The 17,219-nt window shown below is 66.9% G+C and carries 22 protein-coding genes; 4 read left to right on the forward strand and 18 right to left on the reverse strand.

From position 1 onward, the window contains the following. The first annotated feature begins 503 nt into the window (after positions 1 to 503). The 3 genes from PH203_RS18965 to PH203_RS18975 all read left to right on the forward strand — a co-directional run bounded on the left by PH203_RS18965 (position 504) and on the right by PH203_RS18975 (position 2,660). A complete protein-coding gene (locus PH203_RS18965; RefSeq protein WP_289921319.1) occupies positions 504 to 1,463 on the forward strand; it encodes a DNA-processing protein DprA in 960 nt (319 codons plus the stop codon). Between the two features lie 134 nt (positions 1,464 to 1,597). Then, on the forward strand, positions 1,598 to 2,212 hold the full coding sequence (locus PH203_RS18970) for a phosphoribosyltransferase family protein (RefSeq protein ID WP_289921321.1): 615 nt from the start codon (positions 1,598 to 1,600) through the stop codon (positions 2,210 to 2,212). Positions 2,213 to 2,300: 88 nt separating this feature from the next. Next, positions 2,301 to 2,660 (forward strand): histidine phosphatase family protein, encoded by a 360-nt coding sequence (locus PH203_RS18975; RefSeq protein WP_289921322.1) that lies wholly within the window; start codon positions 2,301 to 2,303, stop codon positions 2,658 to 2,660. A gap of 231 nt (positions 2,661 to 2,891) precedes the next feature. Here PH203_RS18975 and PH203_RS18980 read toward each other — a convergent pair whose 3' ends face one another. Then, positions 2,892 to 6,086 (reverse strand): AAA domain-containing protein, encoded by a 3,195-nt coding sequence (locus PH203_RS18980; RefSeq protein ID WP_289921324.1) that lies wholly within the window; start codon positions 6,084 to 6,086, stop codon positions 2,892 to 2,894. A gap of 219 nt (positions 6,087 to 6,305) precedes the next feature. After that, positions 6,306 to 7,628, reverse strand: coding sequence for an aspartate--tRNA(Asn) ligase (aspS, locus tag PH203_RS18985; RefSeq protein WP_289921870.1), 1,323 nt, complete (start codon positions 7,626 to 7,628; stop codon positions 6,306 to 6,308). Positions 7,629 to 8,162: 534 nt separating this feature from the next. Between aspS and PH203_RS18990 the strand changes: the two genes are divergently transcribed. Beyond that, positions 8,163 to 8,798 carry a hypothetical protein gene (locus PH203_RS18990; protein ID WP_289921325.1) on the forward strand — a complete coding sequence of 212 codons (636 nt, stop codon included), beginning with the start codon at positions 8,163 to 8,165 and terminating at the stop codon, positions 8,796 to 8,798. Between the two features lie 54 nt (positions 8,799 to 8,852). Here PH203_RS18990 and PH203_RS18995 read toward each other — a convergent pair whose 3' ends face one another. The 16 genes from PH203_RS18995 to fabG form a co-directional block, all read right to left on the reverse strand. Beyond that, positions 8,853 to 9,512, reverse strand: coding sequence for a poly-gamma-glutamate hydrolase family protein (locus PH203_RS18995; RefSeq protein ID WP_289921326.1), 660 nt, complete (start codon positions 9,510 to 9,512; stop codon positions 8,853 to 8,855). 37 nt (positions 9,513 to 9,549) lie between these two features. After that, positions 9,550 to 9,816 carry a hypothetical protein gene (locus PH203_RS19000; RefSeq protein ID WP_289921327.1) on the reverse strand — a complete coding sequence of 89 codons (267 nt, stop codon included), beginning with the start codon at positions 9,814 to 9,816 and terminating at the stop codon, positions 9,550 to 9,552. Continuing rightward, positions 9,817 to 10,047 (reverse strand): hypothetical protein, encoded by a 231-nt coding sequence (locus tag PH203_RS19005; RefSeq protein ID WP_289921328.1) that lies wholly within the window; start codon positions 10,045 to 10,047, stop codon positions 9,817 to 9,819. It abuts the gene before it with no gap. A gap of 158 nt (positions 10,048 to 10,205) precedes the next feature. After that, entirely contained in the window at positions 10,206 to 10,526 is a 321-nt protein-coding gene (locus PH203_RS19010) for a VRR-NUC domain-containing protein (protein ID WP_289921330.1), read from the reverse strand. Further along, the gene (locus tag PH203_RS19015) at positions 10,523 to 10,801 is read right to left on the reverse strand and encodes a hypothetical protein (protein WP_289921331.1); all 279 of its coding nucleotides are present in this window, start codon (positions 10,799 to 10,801) and stop codon (positions 10,523 to 10,525) included. The genes PH203_RS19010 and PH203_RS19015 overlap by 4 nt, the downstream gene beginning before the upstream one ends. A 205-nt stretch (positions 10,802 to 11,006) precedes the next feature. Then, positions 11,007 to 11,198 (reverse strand): hypothetical protein, encoded by a 192-nt coding sequence (locus PH203_RS19020; RefSeq protein WP_289921332.1) that lies wholly within the window; start codon positions 11,196 to 11,198, stop codon positions 11,007 to 11,009. A 17-nt stretch (positions 11,199 to 11,215) separates the two neighbouring features. Further along, positions 11,216 to 11,482: a hypothetical protein gene (locus PH203_RS19025; protein ID WP_289921334.1), complete on the reverse strand. Its 267-nt coding sequence runs from the start codon at positions 11,480 to 11,482 to the stop codon at positions 11,216 to 11,218. A gap of 33 nt (positions 11,483 to 11,515) precedes the next feature. After that, the gene (locus PH203_RS19030; protein ID WP_289921336.1) at positions 11,516 to 11,758 is read right to left on the reverse strand and encodes a hypothetical protein; all 243 of its coding nucleotides are present in this window, start codon (positions 11,756 to 11,758) and stop codon (positions 11,516 to 11,518) included. 32 nt (positions 11,759 to 11,790) lie between these two features. Further along, positions 11,791 to 12,438 carry a hypothetical protein gene (locus PH203_RS19035; RefSeq protein WP_289921337.1) on the reverse strand — a complete coding sequence of 216 codons (648 nt, stop codon included), beginning with the start codon at positions 12,436 to 12,438 and terminating at the stop codon, positions 11,791 to 11,793. A 163-nt stretch (positions 12,439 to 12,601) separates the two neighbouring features. Further along, positions 12,602 to 13,474 carry a hypothetical protein gene (locus tag PH203_RS19040; protein ID WP_289921338.1) on the reverse strand — a complete coding sequence of 291 codons (873 nt, stop codon included), beginning with the start codon at positions 13,472 to 13,474 and terminating at the stop codon, positions 12,602 to 12,604. A 30-nt stretch (positions 13,475 to 13,504) separates the two neighbouring features. Continuing rightward, complete coding sequence (locus PH203_RS19045) at positions 13,505 to 13,876, reverse strand: hypothetical protein (protein WP_289921339.1); 372 nt, start codon at positions 13,874 to 13,876, stop codon at positions 13,505 to 13,507. A 28-nt stretch (positions 13,877 to 13,904) separates the two neighbouring features. Then, positions 13,905 to 14,123, reverse strand: coding sequence for a hypothetical protein (locus PH203_RS19050; RefSeq protein ID WP_289921341.1), 219 nt, complete (start codon positions 14,121 to 14,123; stop codon positions 13,905 to 13,907). Further along, entirely contained in the window at positions 14,120 to 14,425 is a 306-nt protein-coding gene (locus tag PH203_RS19055) for a hypothetical protein (protein WP_289921342.1), read from the reverse strand. Before PH203_RS19055 ends, PH203_RS19050 begins: the two co-directional genes overlap by 4 nt. A 112-nt stretch (positions 14,426 to 14,537) precedes the next feature. Further along, a complete protein-coding gene (locus PH203_RS19060; RefSeq protein ID WP_289921343.1) occupies positions 14,538 to 15,500 on the reverse strand; it encodes a ParB/RepB/Spo0J family partition protein in 963 nt (320 codons plus the stop codon). A 190-nt stretch (positions 15,501 to 15,690) separates the two neighbouring features. Then, on the reverse strand, positions 15,691 to 16,008 hold the full coding sequence (locus PH203_RS19065) for a hypothetical protein (protein ID WP_289921344.1): 318 nt from the start codon (positions 16,006 to 16,008) through the stop codon (positions 15,691 to 15,693). A gap of 137 nt (positions 16,009 to 16,145) precedes the next feature. Further along, the gene (fabG, locus tag PH203_RS19070; RefSeq protein WP_289921345.1) at positions 16,146 to 16,877 is read right to left on the reverse strand and encodes a 3-oxoacyl-ACP reductase FabG; all 732 of its coding nucleotides are present in this window, start codon (positions 16,875 to 16,877) and stop codon (positions 16,146 to 16,148) included. Between the last annotated feature and the right edge of the window lie 342 nt (positions 16,878 to 17,219).

The following is a 17,219-nucleotide window of genomic DNA, read 5'->3' on the forward strand; positions in this document are numbered from 1 at the left end:
CGACGAACCCGCCCTGCCCACCGAACTCACCGCATAGCCTCAAAACCGAGATCACCGAGTGGCCGTCAATACACCACTTCGGCGGACGTGACCATAGAGGGCTGCCGGACCGTGGACACGATGATGGCTTTGGATCTTGTCATGTATCGGGCTGCTGAGTCTCGCCTCTGATCGCGTGCGTCGGCTCGCGCGCAATATGAAGATTTCTCGTCGTGGCCTGGATCCAGGCCGTCGACTCGATCCGCCAAGCGGTCGCTGAACTGAGGCAGGGGCGGGAAGGGCGAGTCCCAACTGATGCGGACCGTGATGAGCGGCAGTGTCCGAACAGCGCCTGATAGTCGACTGACATCAACCTCGAATGAAGGGGCCCGCAAGCGCCGATCTTGCGACAGTTTGTCTACCTATACGCCTCCGCGCGTATAGGTCATGATGGAAGCGGTCCACAGCACAGCAGCACCACCCTTCGAACACCTTGGACCGCGAGTAGAAGGACCCCCGAGGACATGATCACAACGACGCCCCTGCAACTGGACCTGCTGGCCCTTTGCGCACTGAGAACGGACAACAGGTCCGTCGACTGGCACCTGCTGGCCAGGACGTGCCAGTCGCCTGAGGCACTCCACGTGCTCCTCGGCGGCGACATCCCTGAAGACTCTGATATTGCCAGCAAGAGCGTGACCATCTTGCGGAAGGCGCTCCCGGAGCTCGACGATGCCCGGAGCCGGGTCGCCACCGAACTTGAGGCTGCCTCTCAGGCCGGCGCTCGCCTGGTGACTGTGCTTGATCCGGAGTATCCGGCCAACCTGCGGCTGATCCCCAACTTGCCACCGTTCTTGTTCTACCTCGGTGATCTCGACGAGCGGGATGCCCGGTCCGCTGCCGTCGTCGGCACCCGCAATGCGAGCGCAGACGGAGTACGTCGTGCCGCTCGCATGGCAGCCGGTCTGGTGGAAAACGACGTTGTGGTGTTCAGCGGTCTGGCCAACGGCATCGACACTGCCGCGCACACGGCAACGTTGGAAGCCGGTGGCCGCACCGTGGCGGTGATGGGCACCGGCATTGCTGCGAAGGTCTACCCAGCCCAGAACAAGCAGTTGGCCGCACGCATCCTCGACCAGGGCGGCGCGCTCCTGTCCCAGTTCTGGCCCACCTCCGGACCGGCGACTTGGACGTTTCCACGCCGGAACGTCGTCATGTCCGGATGCACGATCGGCAGCATCGTCATCGAGGCGTCCTCCACCTCCGGCGCCAAGATGCAGGCGCGTCTCGCGGCCGAGCACGGCAAGCACGTCTTCCTCATCCGTTCCCTGGCCACCAGTGAGCCGTGGGCCGCGAAGATGGTCACCGAAGGGCGAGCGGTGGAAGTCGTCGAACTCGACGATGTTCTCTCCCGCCTCGGCAGCGCAGCGCGAGTCCAACAAGCCGGCCAACAGCGGCTCCAACTCGCGCTGGAGGGCCTGTGACGGGAACCTCTGGCCTGCCCCGGCCACTGGGGTTCCCCAACTGCAGCCGATGCGCCTACCGCATTAACGGAACTCCCGCCGTGTGCGCGGAATGCGCCGCGGCAACCATGCGCCCTCTGGCAGAGCATCACTGCGTGGTCTGCAGCCAGAGCTTGGATGCCCCGGACGCCATATGCCGGAACAAGATCTGCCGCTGGAGCCCGGAGAAGCGTTGCTTCACCCGAGTCGATGCCCTTGCCCTGTTCACTCATCCTCTGGAACAACCGATCAAGAGGTTCAAGTACGACGGCCGCAAGGGCTGGAGCAAGGTCTTCGGACGGCTCATCGTCGGATGGCTTGAGGAAAACCGCAGACAGGTCGCAGACATCGACCTCATCGTCGGAAACCCCACAGCACCTGACCGGGTACCGCTCCAACACATCGAAAAGATTATGGAGTCCGCCTACACGGAAGACACACTGGACCGGTGGCCCATCGCCGCCCCCGACAGGCCCGTGGCGACCAAAAAATACGAGACGAAGAAGTCGGCCAGCGGCGGTGCTCAGTGGGCGGACAAACTGCACGCCGCAGAGGAGCACGCCAAGGCACTGAGGTTCCACAGGAGCGTGGAGGGCAAACGCATCCTGCTCGTTGACGACGTCTTCACAACAGGCGCCACATTCCACACCGTTTGCAAGCGACTCATCACCGAAGGGAAGGCCGCCGAAGTGCGTGGCCTGGTCCTCGCCCGCGTCCCGTTCGGCTCGTGAGAATCCGTCGAATCCTCACTGGCTGACCAGGAGTTGAGCCGGCCATATTCCAGTGGCGCCCGCTGCGAGCCGTGCGCCACGCTCCGCTATGACCATCTTCTACCTGGTGCAGCACGCGGAGAAGGAACGACAACTCGGCGATCCGGGCTTGACCATCCCCGGACGTCAGCAGGCGGCCCGAACAGCGAAGCATCTGCAGGACGTCGGGATTGGCGCCCTGATCAGCAGCCCTCTGAGGCGAGCCCGCGAGACGGCAGAGTTCATCGCGGCCGCGTGCGGACTCGCGGTCCGGGAGGATACCCGGCTGCGGGAGCGGATGAACTGCAGCGATGAAGAACCACTCGAGGAGTTCCTCGCCAACTGGGCTGCAACGGTCCAAGACCGGGATTACGTTCCCAGGTCCGGGGATTCCTCACGCAGGCCGGCGACCGGGTCCTCGCGTGCTTGACCGACCTGGCTGGCGAACCAGGGCCGGTCGCAGTCGTCACTCACGGCGACGCCTACGGGAGTATGCGCCCGGTAGCCGACTCTGGAGGTATGAGCTGCGAGTGACTGCGGCCAACGACACTGCTCGGGAGCACGAGGAACAGGTTCTCCCAAGCTTCTTCATGATCTGCGCGTGATGTGACTCGCGCACGTTGCGGTCAGGGACGCCTGCTGGCTGCTGCCCAGCTTCACCTCACGGCTGCCAAGTGTGCGCAGGCACCTCGTCAGCGAGAGTGGAGAAGAACCGCTGGTCGCGCCAGGCATCCAGGTTGCCGATGATGAACAGGCGGCGCTTGGCCCGGCTCACGGCGACGTTGAGGAGGTTGGGGCGGGAGGCAGCCCAAGAGCGGGCACCAGGACGGCGCGGGTCGCTGCCGAGCACAAGGATCACTACGTCGGCTTCCTTGCCCTGGGTGGTGTGGATGGTGCCGACACGGGAATCGGGGAGCAAGCCACGGCAGGCACGCTCTGCGCCTCGCACCACAGCCCGGAACGGGCTGATGACGTAGACGTCTTGGGCGAGGTCGACACTGCCGTCGTCCCGTAGCTTCTCCAAGACGCGGCGCAGCGCGCGGCCTTCTTCGGGAATCCAGTGTCCGTCTGCTTCGGTGGCTTCCACGTTTACCCAGCAGCTGCGGGGGCGGTAGCGGTAGTCGCCGCGGTCGGGAGTTCCGTAGACCATGAGGTTGTCGTAGGCGATGGCGTTGCTGATGGCGAACATGGGGTTGTCGCAGCGCCGGTGGACGCGCAGCGGGCTACCGACCCACACCTCTTGGGAGCCGTCGGGGAGTTCGGCGGGCAGCAGGGTGCCGTAGCGGTTGGTGCGGTCGGCGAGTTGCTGGACCGAGGTGCGGCTGGGGGCCCATTCCGCGTCGACGCCCAGCTCGTCGCCCAGGGCCCGCTGCGCGGTCCAGGGCAAGACCACGACTGGCTCGAGCTGCAGCGGATCCCCCACGACGACCGTGCGGGAAGCCCGCCACATGCCGCCGACGGCCATCTGCCCGGTGGCCTGACCGGCTTCGTCGATGAACAACCAGCCCAGCGCCTCCGACCCGAGGCGGCCAAAGACCCTGTCCAGGGAAGCGAAGGTGGTGGAGACGACGGGGACGAGGAGGAACAGGCTCTGCCATGCCGCTTTCACATGCTCCGCGGAGACGGTCTTGGGGATCGCGCCGGCCACGGCGTCCATGGCCGCCATGAGGTTGGCGTACATGGTGCGGGCTGTGCACCTCAGGAACGCCTCGTGGAGCCCCATCGCTGCGAGGAACAGCTCTGCGCGGGCCTGGGCGATCTCTTCGTCGCCCCAAGGCGCAGCAAGTTCGCGGGTGGTGTCGTCGTGAAGCCACGCCTCCTGTGGGACGTGGTTGCCCCAATCCGCGTGGGCCTGGGCGACGGTCTCCTCCAGTGCCTGAACGCGCGCAGCGGCCGAAGCCTGCTGCTGACGGCAGGCGCCCAGAGTGTGCTCGGCCTGAGCCGCTGCCTGCTGGGCCCTGAAAAGCGATGCTGCTGCGGCGTCACGAACGCTGCGAGCCGCGTCCACATGGCCAGCGAGTTCTTGGTCACGCTGATGCCACTCTCGTGCCGCACGGCCCAGCGTGCTGATACTCACGACGAACCCGGGACGCCGGCGAGCATGGGCATCGAGCACTTGTTGTGTCTCGTGGAGAGCCGTCTCAGCGTGCTGCAGTACGGCACTCTCGCTCGCTACCTGCGCGCGAGCTTGATGTACACGGGTGTCGCTGTCCGCGACAGCCTGCTCGGCTGCCCGCAAGGCGGCGCCTGCGGAGGACAGTTGTCCAAGGGCCGCCGCGGCGGCCACACGCTTGGCCTGCAACTGCTCTACCCAGGCATAAGCCTGACGGAATCGGTCCTTGGCTTCCCGCCACACACCGCTGTGCGGATGCCGACTCCATTCACGCAGAAGGTGTGCGATGCCCTGTTCGCTTTCGATCCAGGCATCCCGATTGCGCGGCCGACGGCCGTTCGGCGGCGGTGGCGCCTGCTCGTCGTCCATCTTGTACTTGCCGTGCCAGAACCGGTTGATGAACTCCATCCGGTTCTTCTTGTTTCCCAGTCTGGCCGCGACTGCGCCCCAGGCTGGCGCGCCCTTGAGGAGGCGGGTTGCTTGTTCGGCGAAGTAGTCGGCGTCCTCGCTCCACAAGTCGTCGAGGGCCGCGCGTGCCGGGATCTCGGTGGAGATGTTCTCCACGGCCCCGTTGTTGGCCGAGGCGACCACCATCTCGAAACCCGTGAACTCGGGCTTCAACGCGGTGAGCGTGCGCGTGTAGTCGCCGCTCTGCCACCGGTACGGTTCCTTGTCGACGAATGCCATGGAGGGCATGCGCAGCGACGCAAGACGTTGAGCACGCTCCACGATCACAGCGGCGAAGCAGTCGCGGAGCATTGTCGTTTTACCTGTGCCGGGCGGACCGTTGACGGCGAACAGTCCACTTGATTCGGCCAGTTCACTCCAGGCAGTGTTCACCGCGAACTGCTGGCTGAGAGCCAAAGGATGCTTCGGGTTCGCCGGCCAACGACCCATCGGGGTGCGCCCGGGCGCTACCGCGTCCAAGGCTGCTTGGGGCTGCTCTCGTAGGTCGATGCGCCACGCGGCGTTCACCTGCGTTCCCGGCGTCAGGTAGGCGGTCAGTCCCGCCCCGGGCTCCCGCGTCTGCACGGCGCGTGAGACCAGGCCGAGGTCGGCCACGTAGAAGCTGTTGAGGAAGTCCTGCTGGTCGGCGTCATCGGCCTGCTTCTGCCGCACCGCCACGCTCCGGACTCGAATCTCCTCCGGCTGTAGACCGTCCGTCACGTTCCAGGCCTGGGAGAGATCGTGCACGAAGCCCAGCAGATCCTTCGCGGACAGTCGGTATAAGCCGACCTTGTCGTCGTCCTCGTCGTTGTCGTCCTCGGTAGCGGAGCCAGCTGTGTCGAAGTCGGGCAGCTCGTCAGCGATCTCCTCGCCGAGGTCGGCGACTCGGGCGAGCCATGCCGCTTCTTCCTCGTCGAACCCGTCCAGCCATCCTGGCCGGGTGGGCCCCGGATGCAACGTCCGGCCTGTGGCCCAAGCACAGGTAGATAGCACCGGAGAATCGAGAAGCAGACGCCCCTCGTCGTTGACGGTCAACGCGAACAGCGCGCTCTCGCCGTCCAGCCGCCCATCGTGGTCTTGCTCGTTCTCGCCGAAGACCTGCAGGAGCACGTCGCGCACTGTCCGCAGTGCGTACGTACCGCCGTACACGATGTGCTGCCACACGAATCCCGGCTCCAGCGGTACCGACCGCAGCGGGTGGCTGTCCTCCCAGGGCAGCGGCCCGTCTTCCGCCACGGCGTACACCCGCTCGCGTGCCGACACCGAGGGGATCTTCTGTGGACTGAACAGCTCCACCGCACGCCAGTACGCCAGGATCCGAGATCGTCGCTGCTGCTCAGCTCCCACAATGCCCCCAACCCACACAGCTGCTTGCGGTCACCATACGTACCCTGATCGGCGCCGCTTCTTCAGGGATCTAGTGGGATTCGATCGCCGCAGCGGCGAAATCTGCTGTGCCAGCCGCAAGCTCGGGCCGCTCTGCTTGCCACTGCGCCGGTGGAATGAGCCCATGCCTCATGGCGCGAGGCGGTTGGGTCCGCGGAAGAGGAAGGTCGCTTCCCGGATCGACTCAAGGCCGAGCATGACCATCAGCACTCGTCCCAAGCCCATACCGAGCCCACCGTGTGGTGGGCATCCGAACCGGAAAGCGTTCAGGTAGTCGCCCAGCGGTTCGATACTCATGCCCTTCTCGGCGGCTTGCTTCAGCAGCACGTCGTGCCGGTGCTCACGCTGAGCGCCGGTGGTGACCTCCAGGCCCTTCCAGAGCAGGTCGAAGCTCAGTGTGAGCCCCGGGTTGTGCTCGGGGCGCATGTGGTAGAAGGGCCGGATGCTCGTCGGGTAGTGGGTGACGAACAGCCACTCGTGCCCGCTCTGCTCCTGGAAGTGCGCGGCGATAGCGCGCTCGCCCTCCGGGTCCAAGTCCTCCTTCGTGTCCTCCGGGTCCCAGCCGCCTGCCCGCAGGATCTCTTGGGCTTCGGCCATGGCCACCCGCGGGAACGGCGTTGTGGGGACTGTGACGTCGACGCCGAAGGTCTCGCGGATCGCCTCACCGTGAACGTCGGCGACCTCGGCGATGGCGTGCGCGAGCATCTGCTCCTCGAAGGCCATGACGTCTTCAACGTCGCTGATCCAAGCTAGCTCGACGTCGACGCCGGTGAACTCCGTCGCATGCCGAGATGTGAACGATGGCTCGGCACGGAAGACGGGGCCGATCTCGAAAACCCTGTCGATGCCGGCAGCAATTGCCATCTGCTTGTAGAACTGCGGGGACTGCGCCAGGAACGCGGGGCGATCGAAGTAGCCGAGCTCGAACACCTCGGCCCCGGACTCGCTCGCTGTGCCCATGAGCTTGGGGGTGTGCATTTCGGTGCAGCCCTGCGCATAGGCGTACTCGCGCATGCCTTGTTCGAGGGTGGTCTGCACGGTGAACAGCAGCTGCGCCTGCGGACGCATCCGCACGTCGAGGAACCGCCAGTCGAGGCGGTGCTCCAGGCCGGAGCGTTCGTCGATCGGCAGCGGTGTCTCGGCCCGGTTCAGGACCTCGACCTGCTCGGGTACGAGCTCCAGGCTGCCGAGGTTGACGATCGGGTTGTCGACCACGCGGCCGGTGATCCTGACCGCGGACTCGGTGGTCAAGCCCTCCAGGGCGGCTTCGATGGTGTCGCTTTCGCCGCCGCGCTTGTGGGTGGCCTGCACCATTCCGGTGTGGTCGCGGACGATGACGAACTGCATCTTGCGCTGCAGCCGCAGGGCGTTCACCCAGCCGCAGACGGAAACGGTCTCGCCGATGTGTTCTCGCAGGTCGGAGACCAATACACGGGTAGTTGCGTGGATCATCTCGGGCCCTCCCAGGGGCGTCGTCATGATCCCTTGGGGGCGTGGGCGAGAAGGGGACTCGCGGTGCCACCACGCCTTCGTCGTCACCGAAGCGACGGCCTCGTTCGGACCTGGTCACGAGGGTCAGCCGGCGGGGCATTGGACCTAGACGAGGCCGTTCCTCCCCGCGCTCGGGAGGGTCTTCCCCGTAGGGTGCGAGACCGCCTTCCCAGCTCCGGCAGCTCTCTTGGCTCGCGGGTCCTGCGGGTACTTGTCTCCGTCGACGCGTTGCAGCTCAGGATAGGCGGGCACGTGACGATGTGCACCGAATTTCCGTACCAGAGTGGTGAGTCCCCGCAGACGGGGGATGCTGCGGGGACTCACCTGAGCAAACGTACTGCACGCGACCATGGTTCCCCAGAGCGAGATCGCGCGTGCGGTCGCGTGAAGTGGCCGGGAACGTGGGCGGATTCAGCTGAGTCGACATGAGGGCCTTGCGAGACTGCGGGTGTGGGCATATCCAAGAGACCCGACACCCATGGAGGAGCTGCACTCGTGAACTTCGATGGAGAGACGATCCGCCTGACCCCGCTGGATAGCCGTCTTCATCTGATCGACCGCGGTCCTCTCGTGCTGGACGACATGAAGACCGCACTGGCGACCGAGCCTGATTCTCTACAGCGCGTCTCCGAGCAGCACGCAATCGAGGTTGCGGACGGGCATCCGGAGGAATGGCTGGAGTTCGAGGTAGAGCTCACCGAACTGGGGGAAACTGCACCGGCATCGCAGACGATCAGTGATCTGGTGGTGGCCGTGACACGCACGTCTCACGCCGCGATCGAAGTGTGGGGTCCTGTCACATCCGGCAAGACGTGGCCGTACATCGTGGTCCCGTGGGTGGACTTCGAGACCATGGGTGCGAGTGCGGCGGCACGTGGCTCCAGGGTGAGCTTCGGGGGGAGCCTCTTCAAGGAGGTGTGGGGGTGGCACGGCGATCCGCCCACCGAATCGAATGGGCTTCAGGTGCCGTTCGCGCCGCTCCTCGACGTCCCAGCCGGAGCTTTGTGGGCAACCGGGTTCACTGATGTGCCTCCGCCTGCGGCTACGCCGCGCAGCGAGTGGGACGGGATCATCGAACGATCCGAGTGGAAGGGCTACATCCCCGGGCGTTCTCCCGCTGCTAGCCCCTGACCGGAGTCCTCACCGGATGTCTCCTGAGGCGTGCGGTGTGATGCCAGCGGCGGGTCAGGCGCGAAGCCGCCGGTAGGCGAGCTGTACGGCTTCGATGTAGTGGGTGAACTCCTCCGTGGTGTGCTGCCTGTTGGAGGCACTCATGTCGCCGTTGCGGAAGAAGGCTGCACGCTGAGCTGTCGACAGCTCCAACTGGACGCCGTACCCGGAGAGGTTTCGGTTGCAGATGTTCTGCGGGTTGCGTCCTGCGCGCTCGACGGCGGCATCGGTGACGGCGAAGCCCGCGTGCTGAAGTGATCGCTTCACCCACATCTTGAACTGGTCATCGAGCCCTCCGACTTCGGTGATCTTCTGGGTGCTGTGGAATCCGTGCCAGGACACGGTGCGCACCATGCTGTGCTGCAGGGCGACGCAGCGAGGTTCGTCGAAGTGGCTTGAGGTGACGTGCAGATCTCGGTTGCTGGAGGCCTTCTTCTTGCCGCGGAACGAGTAGTAGTTGTGGCTGTCTCCTGCGGCAGCGTTCGCGGCCTCCGTGGTGCCGACTTCGATGCCACCGCCGTGGACGGCTATGTGCGCTAGATCGGAGCCTGGGGCGGGGCGTAGCTCTCGGGCCCAGGCGACTCCTTCGGTTTCGTGGGCGGCGAGTTCGGCGAAGTTGTCGTACGTGTCGCGGGTTGTGGCGAGGTCTGCTTCATTGAGCAGGGCGGTGTTCACGATGTCGGCTCCGGAGGCGGTGCTGCGTGGCGAGCGGTTACTGCCGGGTGGTGCTGATGTAGCAGGCGTAGACGCTGGCGGTGCCGTCGTCGGCGAGGCGGGCGGTGGCATCGAATGCGCCAGCCGGGCGGAAGGCGCTGTGACGGCCGGTCCGGATGCGGTACGCGAGGTTGGTGGCCCGGTTCAGGTTGCCGAGGGTCTCGATGTGCGCCCACTCGTCCGGGTGTTCGCGGAGGGCCTGGGCGGTGTCGTACGCCTCCTGGCTGCGGGTTGGGGCAGGCAGGGGTTCGAAGCGGGCGTGCATTCAGCGGTCTCCGGCGGTCGGCAGGGCCGCTTCGGCGAGTTCCCGGATGCGGGCTGCTGTGCGCCACGGGGCGTCGGAGAGGTGTTCGCACAGCTCGTTGGCTAGGCGGGCGACTTCGGCGAGGACCAGCTCGGTGCCTGTGCTTGGCGTGGGGGTGCTCTGCTCGCGGTCCGGGCCGAGCGGCGTGGAGGGTGCCGTCGTGTGGTTGGTCGCGCGAGCAGAGTGATTCATGGCGGTTGTTCCCTGGGGTGGTCAGCGGTTGTTGCAGCGGCAGGTGTTGGTGATGGGGTTGAACCAACTGTCGCAGGAGTTGCACCACGTGGCTCCGGGCATCGGAGGGATCGCGGAGTGCTGCTTGGGATGGTCGTGCACGGGGTCTGTTTCCTTTGTCAGAAGCTGTCGGGTAGTTGGGCGCGGGGGCCGTCGGGGGCGAGGACGTTCACGATGTGGTCGAGGTCTTTGGGCCGCCACAGTGCGGCTTCGAGGCCGCAGGCGGCGAGGTGCTTGAGCCAGTCGCGCTGAGCGGGGCGGATGCGTCCGGTGTCGGACTTGAACTCGGCGAAGATGATGCGTTTGGCCTTGGGGTGTCCGTAGACCTCGTCGGGCCATCCTGCGTCGCTGCGCTGCGAGTTGTGGGTGTGGTACGTGAGAGTCCAGCCGCGGAGGGCTGCGATCTTGCGGACATGCCGGCGGAACTGTTCCTCGGTCACGCGGCCCGCCTGCGGCGCGGGACGTCGGCCTCCAGTAGGGCGGCGAGATGCGCGGCGGCGTCCGGGTCCGGTCGCGGCTGGCGCCGCACGGCGGGCGCGGCCGCCAGCGCGGGGCGGCGGTGGCGTTCCTTGAGGAGTTCGGGCAGCGGGCGCTTCGTTTCCTCCCACAGGATCTCCTGCAGGGAGCGACCGTATCGCTCGAGGACGAGCGCCTCGTAGAGGGCGTCGTCGTGGCTCGTGTGGCGCATGTCGTGGTGGTTGTTCAGGGCAGGCATGTTGGTTGCTCCATGGGTTGGCCGGGACCCGCAGGGGGGTGCGGGTCCCGGCCGGAGGGGTGGCTCGTATCTGACGAGCCGTTCCGGGCGGGCGGGGCGCGGGGGGTCGCTGCCCGTCCGGAGGTGTGGGTGGATGGTCGGGCCGTGCCAGGGCCTGACATCACTCAGAACCTAACACGAAGATGTGCACTGACCTATTTCTGGGTCAGTCGACGATGGCGAGCTCGTCGGGCTCGTACGGGAGGGGTTTGGGTGCGCCGGGCCACTGCACCATCACGAGCCTCCGCCCGCTGATGGGGTCGGTGGCGTGTCCGCGCACTTCACCGAAGGGGCGGAGCATGCCCTTGGGGATCGGCCGGGCGAGCGTCACGCCGGTGCGCTTCTCGAAGTCTTCCATGCTGGCCTCCTGGCTGTTCAGGTAAGGGAGTTGCGGGCGATGAGGGTGAGTGCGTGACCCCACTGTTCCGTGACCGGTTCGTCGAAGGTGAAGCCCGAGCCGGGGGCTTCGAGTTCGGCGACCCGCCAGTCCGCGCAGGTGCCGACGGGCGGGTGCTCGAAGTGCTGGATGGTGCCGTCGTGCAAGGTGATGGCGAGGCGGATCGCGCCACTGGGGCTGAGGGTCGCGCTGGTCTTGCTGCTTGCGACCAGGGCTTCCGCGGTGAGCGAGTCTCCGAGGATCACTGAATCTCCATTTAGGTAGTGGCCTATTTTTTGTCAGGCGAGGATGGCGAAGCCTTCGCAAACGGGACAGGTGTCGCCCGTGCTGGGGCTGGTGCCGTCGCTGCACGCGGGGCAGGGCAGGTACCGGCCGGTCCCGTGACAGGTGTCGCACTCGCGGATGTGCTCGTACGGCCCGTGCAGGTAGGTGACGGTGCCGCCGCCCTCGCATTCGCCGCATTCCGGGGCGTGGGCGCCGGTGACGGTGATCGCGTCGATGATTGCCGGAGTGGCGAACAACCGCTCCTCCTCTGCTGGTTAGGTCGGTGCGGTTACCCCCTCACCTCTTGAGTTAATTCTACTATCCAGGGTAGGGGTGTCCACTCCCCGCAAGTGATCTCCGCCACGCCCTCAAGGTGCTCCGCGGCGAACAGGCCCTCCTGCACGGGCTCTTCCTGCGGCTCGGGATCGGCGGCGAGATGCTCTATGTGCTCGGCGAGCGTCCAGCCGAGCCATCGCCACTGGGGGAGAAGCGGCCTCGGCGAAGGGCCGCTGCCGCACACCAGGGAGGTGACGCCTGCCGCGCGGGCCGCGTTCACGACGGGCGTGCGCTCCAGGATCAGTAGGTGCGGTCTGACGCGGTGGACTGTGGTGTCGTCCAGCCACACCTCGCAGTACGGCCGGTCCAGACGCGTGAGCATCGCCAGACGGTGAATGTCGCCCCAAGCCAGGTGCAGACCACCGGGTTTGACCCACAGCCAGGTCCCCGGCCGGATGTCTCCGGGCCCGCTCGGTGTGTGCGCGAACGGAGGGCGCTGGCGGCGCCTGCGTCTCGGCGGGGCCGGACGGGACGGCGGGTAGTGCGGGTGCGCATGGTGGTACTGGTGCAGTTCTTCGGCGAGCGCGGCCATCTGGTCGGCGTGGCTGTAGCAGCGGGGGCCGGTGTGCCAGCGGCGCGGCTTGCTCTTCTCCCAGTACATCGGTGAACCGCACTGGCAACGGCCTGCGGTGAGGTACGGCTCGGCTGTCCCGCACGGCCAGGCGCTGTTGCAGGCTCGGCATGTCCAAGGCGTGGTAGCCGAGTTCGGCAGATGCGCGTCCGGCAGGAAGAACGGCCGCGGCGGGGTGTACGTCGCCACGATGTCAGTCCCCTGTGTGCGCGGTCAGAGCTGCGGCCGCGTTCTGGACCTGCCTGGCCGTCCAGGACGATCCGCTGAACTCCAGGCGAGCGAGGACCTCGCCGCCCTCCGCCAAGGTGACACTGCACGCCCCCTTGTTCACCCGGAGCCGCAGGTGCCGGCTACGGCTGTGGTCCTGTGGGAGGTGAAGCTGTGGCCAGCCCAGTGCCACCGCGTCGTCGGGGTTCTCTGGGGTGTGGTGACCGACCGAGTTGAGCAGCGCCTCGTCGTGGCGGCATCGGCTGTAGCAGGTGAGCAGGGCCGCCCGCGTGCCGTTCACGAAGAAGGCGTGGCGAGTGGAGGTCTGGCGGGGCTTGGTGCGGACCTCGACGTGCGGCGCCGCCGCGTGCGCGGTGCGGTGGAGCCAGAACCCGTCGCCGAGCTCGTCCCGGTGTCGGCGGCCGAGCACCCAGCCCTTGACGTGCAGGATGCGCCGCCAAGTCCATTTCTGTCCGTTGCTGCGGTACTGCGGGTCTTCTGGCTGGTCGGTCATCCACAGCGTGGTGACCGGCGTGGCGTTGAACGACGCGTCCGGGTTGACGGTCGTGTCGATACGGACCAGGACACGTGGGCTGTTGAAGGTGATCTGCTCGGTGGAGGTGTCCAGTTCGGTCAACACCGGGCAGGCCTCGCAGTCCGGCTTGCGCTGAACGCAGGGTCCGAAGCCGCCCCACCGGGCGCGGCGGGTGTCGTAGCTCTCGAAGAGCGTCGGGTACGAGGTGGGTATCAGGGCGCACTGCGCGCCGCCCGTCCAGATGTGGGCGTTCAGGCTGAGGCGGTTGAATCCCTTGCCATCGGCGGGTCGTGTCGGTGCTGGCGCAGGCAGGTAGATCGGCATGAAGGCTCTTACTGTGCAGGGGAGTTGAGGTCAGGAGGCGTTCTGCTCGCCTGGTGCGGCGTTGCCCTTGCCGGAGTGGAAGGCGAGGAGGGCGACGAGCGTGCGGTCGGCCCGGCGACCAGGGTGTTCCGCATAGAGCCGTCCCACGATGAACTCCTGCTCCAGGTGGCGTTCGAGATGGAGGAGCCAGCCTGCGACCGCGGTGATGGTGCTGTGCTCTGGCGTATGGGCGTTGGGTTCTGTCGCGCCGTGCCAGGTCAGGATCACGGCTGGAATGTCGTCCAGCAGCGTGGGCTGCGCGCGCCAGCCCGGGCGGTCCTTGTCCGGCGAGTAGGACCTTATGTGGCGGCGGTGCAGGGCGCTTCGGACATCGCTGAGCAGCGTCTCGGTGCTCGTGCTCACAGACTTGCTCCTTGCAGGGGTGCGGGTGTCAGAACAGTTCTTCTTGACCGTCGATGTCGCCCGGCTGCTCGCGGCCGGACCGGCGCGGGCCGGGATCAGGGATGGTGTCGCCGAAGAGGGCGGCGGTGCCGAACGGGTCAGGTACGGCAGCGATCCGAGCGGGGCCCGCCTGTACGGGCAGCTCGTTGGGGGCCGCTGCGTCGAAGTCGGCGCGGCCCATGACGGTCCAGTCCCTGCGGGTGGTCACTTGCTCTCCTTGTGAGGCTGGGCGGTCTCGGAGGCTTCGAGGACGGCGTCTGCCCAGTCCCGTATGAGTGCGGTCCCGGCCCGGCCTGCCGCCTCGCCCGGGGTGTGGCCGTCCTCGAGGGCCTTCAAGTAGCGGGCCGCGGTGACCTCCAGAGCGTTGGACGAGGTGAAGGTCCGCATGAGGCGGTCGATGTTCGTGCCGTGCATGTGGTTGAGGGCCTTCGCGGCGAAGGCGACGATCATGCCGACGTCCTTGCCGAGCTGCTCGGCCTGGGCGGGGGTGAGGGGCGCGCTGTAGCGCATGACGAACCTGCTCCTGTGCCGTGACGGGGTAATGGGGAGAAGGCGGCGCGGAGTTGTGGCCGCGCCGGCCGGGGTGCGGACGCGGTTGCCCGCACCCCCGGAGCTGAGCCGGTCAGGCCGCGACAGCCTCGCGCTCGTCGGCGACGTCAGACTCTTCGTTGTGGTCGGCCTCGGCCTCCGGGTTGACCGTGACCAACTGGCGGGCCTCGGCGTGCGCCTTGGCCTGCTTGAGCTGGAAGCGGGCCTTGGTCAGCGACTCGGCGACCCGGTCGAGCTGCTCCAGGCGGGCCCCGACCTGCGTCTCAAGAGTCTCGGCGAGCTTCAGCGGCTCGGTCTTGCCGATCTCGTCGAGCAGCGCCCGCACCTGCTCGATCTTGTCGAGCGTGCTGCGGGTCTTCTTCTGTGCGGCCGCGCGCTCGGTGCGCTGCTCCTCGGTCATCTCCTCGACGACCATGAGGACGGCCTGGTCCTGCTGCTGCTTCATCGCGTAGGCGAAATGCACGATCTCGTTGTCCGAGGCGAACTCGCCGCGCACGAACTTGCTGAGGACGGAGCCCTGGTTGGCGAGGTTGAGGGCGGCGATCTGCACGGCCGCCTGCGTGCCGATCTTCCCGTCCTGTACGAGCTCCTGGACCTCTATGCGCAGGTCCAGCAGCGCGAGGCGCAGCTTCACGTACGTGGTGGTTTTCGCGAAGTCGGCGGCCACGGACTCGATGGTCGCGCCCTCCTCCTCGTCGAGGATCCGCTGGTAGCCGTGGGCCTCCTCGAACGGGGTCATGTCCTCGCGGGTGACGTTCTCGCTCATGGACCGCTTGAACCGCTGGAGTTCGTTCTTCTCGGAGATGATGTTGGCGCGGATCTTGGTGCGGCCGAGGATCTGGTGGGCGCGGAAGCGGCGCTCGCCGGAGACGATCTCGTAGCCGCCCTGCTCGTTGTCGGGGCGGACCTCGATGTTCTGCATGAGGCCGTACTTGTCGATCGACGCGGCCAGCTCGTTCAGCGCGTCCTCGCTGAAGTACTCGCGCGGCTGGCGCGGGTTGCGGTGGACCTGGCTCATCTTGAGGACGCGCTGCATTTCGGGCTCCAAGTGGTGCTGGTGAGGTTTCTTTTCTCCCTCATCTCTTGAGTTAATTCTACTATGCATAGAGGGGGTGTCCACTCCCGGTGTCCCACGCCAACGTGACCTCGACCACGTCCTTAAATGGGCTCTGGCATGCGGAAACGCTGATGGGTGCCGGGAGGATCCCGGCGCCCATCAGCATCACCTACAACTGCTCGTCCACATGCTTGCGCCAGGCCCGCACCTGCGGCGGCGCCCCCGCGACGGGAACGGCGAAGCACTCCTTGCGGATCGGGCACGCCCCGCACACCCGCGCCGCAGCCCTGTCGCCGCCCGGCGCCCCAAGGCCTGTCAACCCGTGCTCAGTGCACCGGGCCGCCGACCATGCCACAGGTCGGGCTGACGCCTCGCGCCTGCCTGCGAGTCCGGCCAGCGCGGCCATGCGGTCCGCATCGCGGTCGCGGCCCGATCCTGTCCGGGCACGCTGCGCTGCCAGCGCCAGAATGCGGTCGACGTCGATCACCCCGGCCCCCTTGTCCCGGCAGTGCGTAGACCGGCTGCCCCTTTCCGAGCTTGTACGGAGTGCCGCCGTCCCGCCTCGCGGCCTCGCCTCCGTCTTCCCCCGCAGCCCCTAGCGGGCTGCCTCGATACGGTCACCTGTTAGTGCCCCATTCCCGCGCCGCCGTCGACCGGGATCACCGCGCCGGTGATGTAGGAGCCCTCGTCGATGAGGAACCGCACGGTGCGCGCGATCTCCTCGGGCTGCCCGAGACGGCCGAGCGGGATCTGCCCGAGCAGTGCCTTGATGCGGTCCTCCGGCAAGGCGGCGGCCATGTCCGTGGCGGTCAGCCCCGGCGCGACGACGTTCGCGGTGATGCTGCGCGAGCCGTACTCGCGGGCGATGGACCGCGCCAGTCCGATCAGCCCGGCCTTGGAGGCGGCGTAGTTGGTCTGCCCGGCCTCCCCGTGCATCGCGGTCGCCGACGAAATGAACACCATCCGGCCGCCCTTGGCGCGCAGCATGCCCGGCAGGGCACGCTTGGCGACCCGGTAGGCGGCGGTCAGGTTCGCATCGAGGACGGCGGTGAAGTCGTCCTCGCTCATGCGGGCGAGCAGCCCGTCACGGGTGATCCCCGCATTGGAGACGAGGCAGGTGACCGGGCCGTGCTCGGCCTCGGACTGCTTGAACGCCAGGTCGACCTGCTCAGGGTCGGTCACGTCACATCGCACGGCAAGGAAGCGACCCCCGGTGTGCTCCTGGCCCGGAAGGTAGGCATGGGCGGGGGGCTCGCCGGAGCGGTAGGTGACGGTCACGTTGTGGCCGGCCTCGGCAAGCTCGGTGGCTATGGCGTAGCCGATGCCTCGGTTACCGCCGGTGATGAAGACGCTCATGCCTGACACCTCTGGGATCGTCGTCGATGCAATGTCCGCCCACGGCTCGTCGCCCGGTGGGGCAGAGATCGGAGGCGAGAGGACCGTCGAGGAGGGTGACCCCGGCGGCGGGGCCACACATTGCCCGGATTCCATCCCGTTAGGCCGGTTCTAGGCGTGCCGGTATCCGTAGAACCGGCACTGCGGGTACGGGTTATCGCCCGCCCGAGGTATCGGAATGTCTGGAATGGCACTGAACATGCCCGTCTTATCCGGCAGGCCCCTCAAGTCGGACACACGTATAAGCTGCGTTAGGGTTTCCTAATACTTTTCCTGTTCTTTACTTCAGGGGAGCTCTACACC

It is taken from the genome of Streptomyces sp. S.PB5 (assembly GCF_030403745.1).
Taxonomy (GTDB): domain Bacteria; phylum Actinomycetota; class Actinomycetes; order Streptomycetales; family Streptomycetaceae; genus Streptomyces.

Bases quoted from the DNA above. Each gene is read 5' to 3' on its own strand.
- PH203_RS18965 (WP_289921319.1), top strand. From the start codon at position 504: ATGATCACAACGACGCCCCTGCAACTGGACCTGCTGGCCCTTTGCGCA.
- PH203_RS18975 (WP_289921322.1), top strand. From the start codon at position 2,301: ATGACCATCTTCTACCTGGTGCAGCACGCGGAGAAGGAACGACAACTC.
- aspS (WP_289921870.1), bottom strand. From the start codon at position 7,628: ATGATCCACGCAACTACCCGTGTATTGGTCTCCGACCTGCGAGAACAC.
- PH203_RS19000 (WP_289921327.1), bottom strand. From the start codon at position 9,816: ATGCACGCCCGCTTCGAACCCCTGCCTGCCCCAACCCGCAGCCAGGAG.
- PH203_RS19005 (WP_289921328.1), bottom strand. From the start codon at position 10,047: ATGAATCACTCTGCTCGCGCGACCAACCACACGACGGCACCCTCCACG.
- PH203_RS19015 (WP_289921331.1), bottom strand. From the start codon at position 10,801: ATGCCTGCCCTGAACAACCACCACGACATGCGCCACACGAGCCACGAC.
- PH203_RS19020 (WP_289921332.1), bottom strand. From the start codon at position 11,198: ATGGAAGACTTCGAGAAGCGCACCGGCGTGACGCTCGCCCGGCCGATC.
- PH203_RS19035 (WP_289921337.1), bottom strand. From the start codon at position 12,438: ATGTACTGGGAGAAGAGCAAGCCGCGCCGCTGGCACACCGGCCCCCGC.
- PH203_RS19040 (WP_289921338.1), bottom strand. From the start codon at position 13,474: ATGCCGATCTACCTGCCTGCGCCAGCACCGACACGACCCGCCGATGGC.
- PH203_RS19055 (WP_289921342.1), bottom strand. From the start codon at position 14,425: ATGCGCTACAGCGCGCCCCTCACCCCCGCCCAGGCCGAGCAGCTCGGC.
- PH203_RS19060 (WP_289921343.1), bottom strand. From the start codon at position 15,500: ATGCAGCGCGTCCTCAAGATGAGCCAGGTCCACCGCAACCCGCGCCAG.
- fabG (WP_289921345.1), bottom strand. From the start codon at position 16,877: ATGAGCGTCTTCATCACCGGCGGTAACCGAGGCATCGGCTACGCCATA.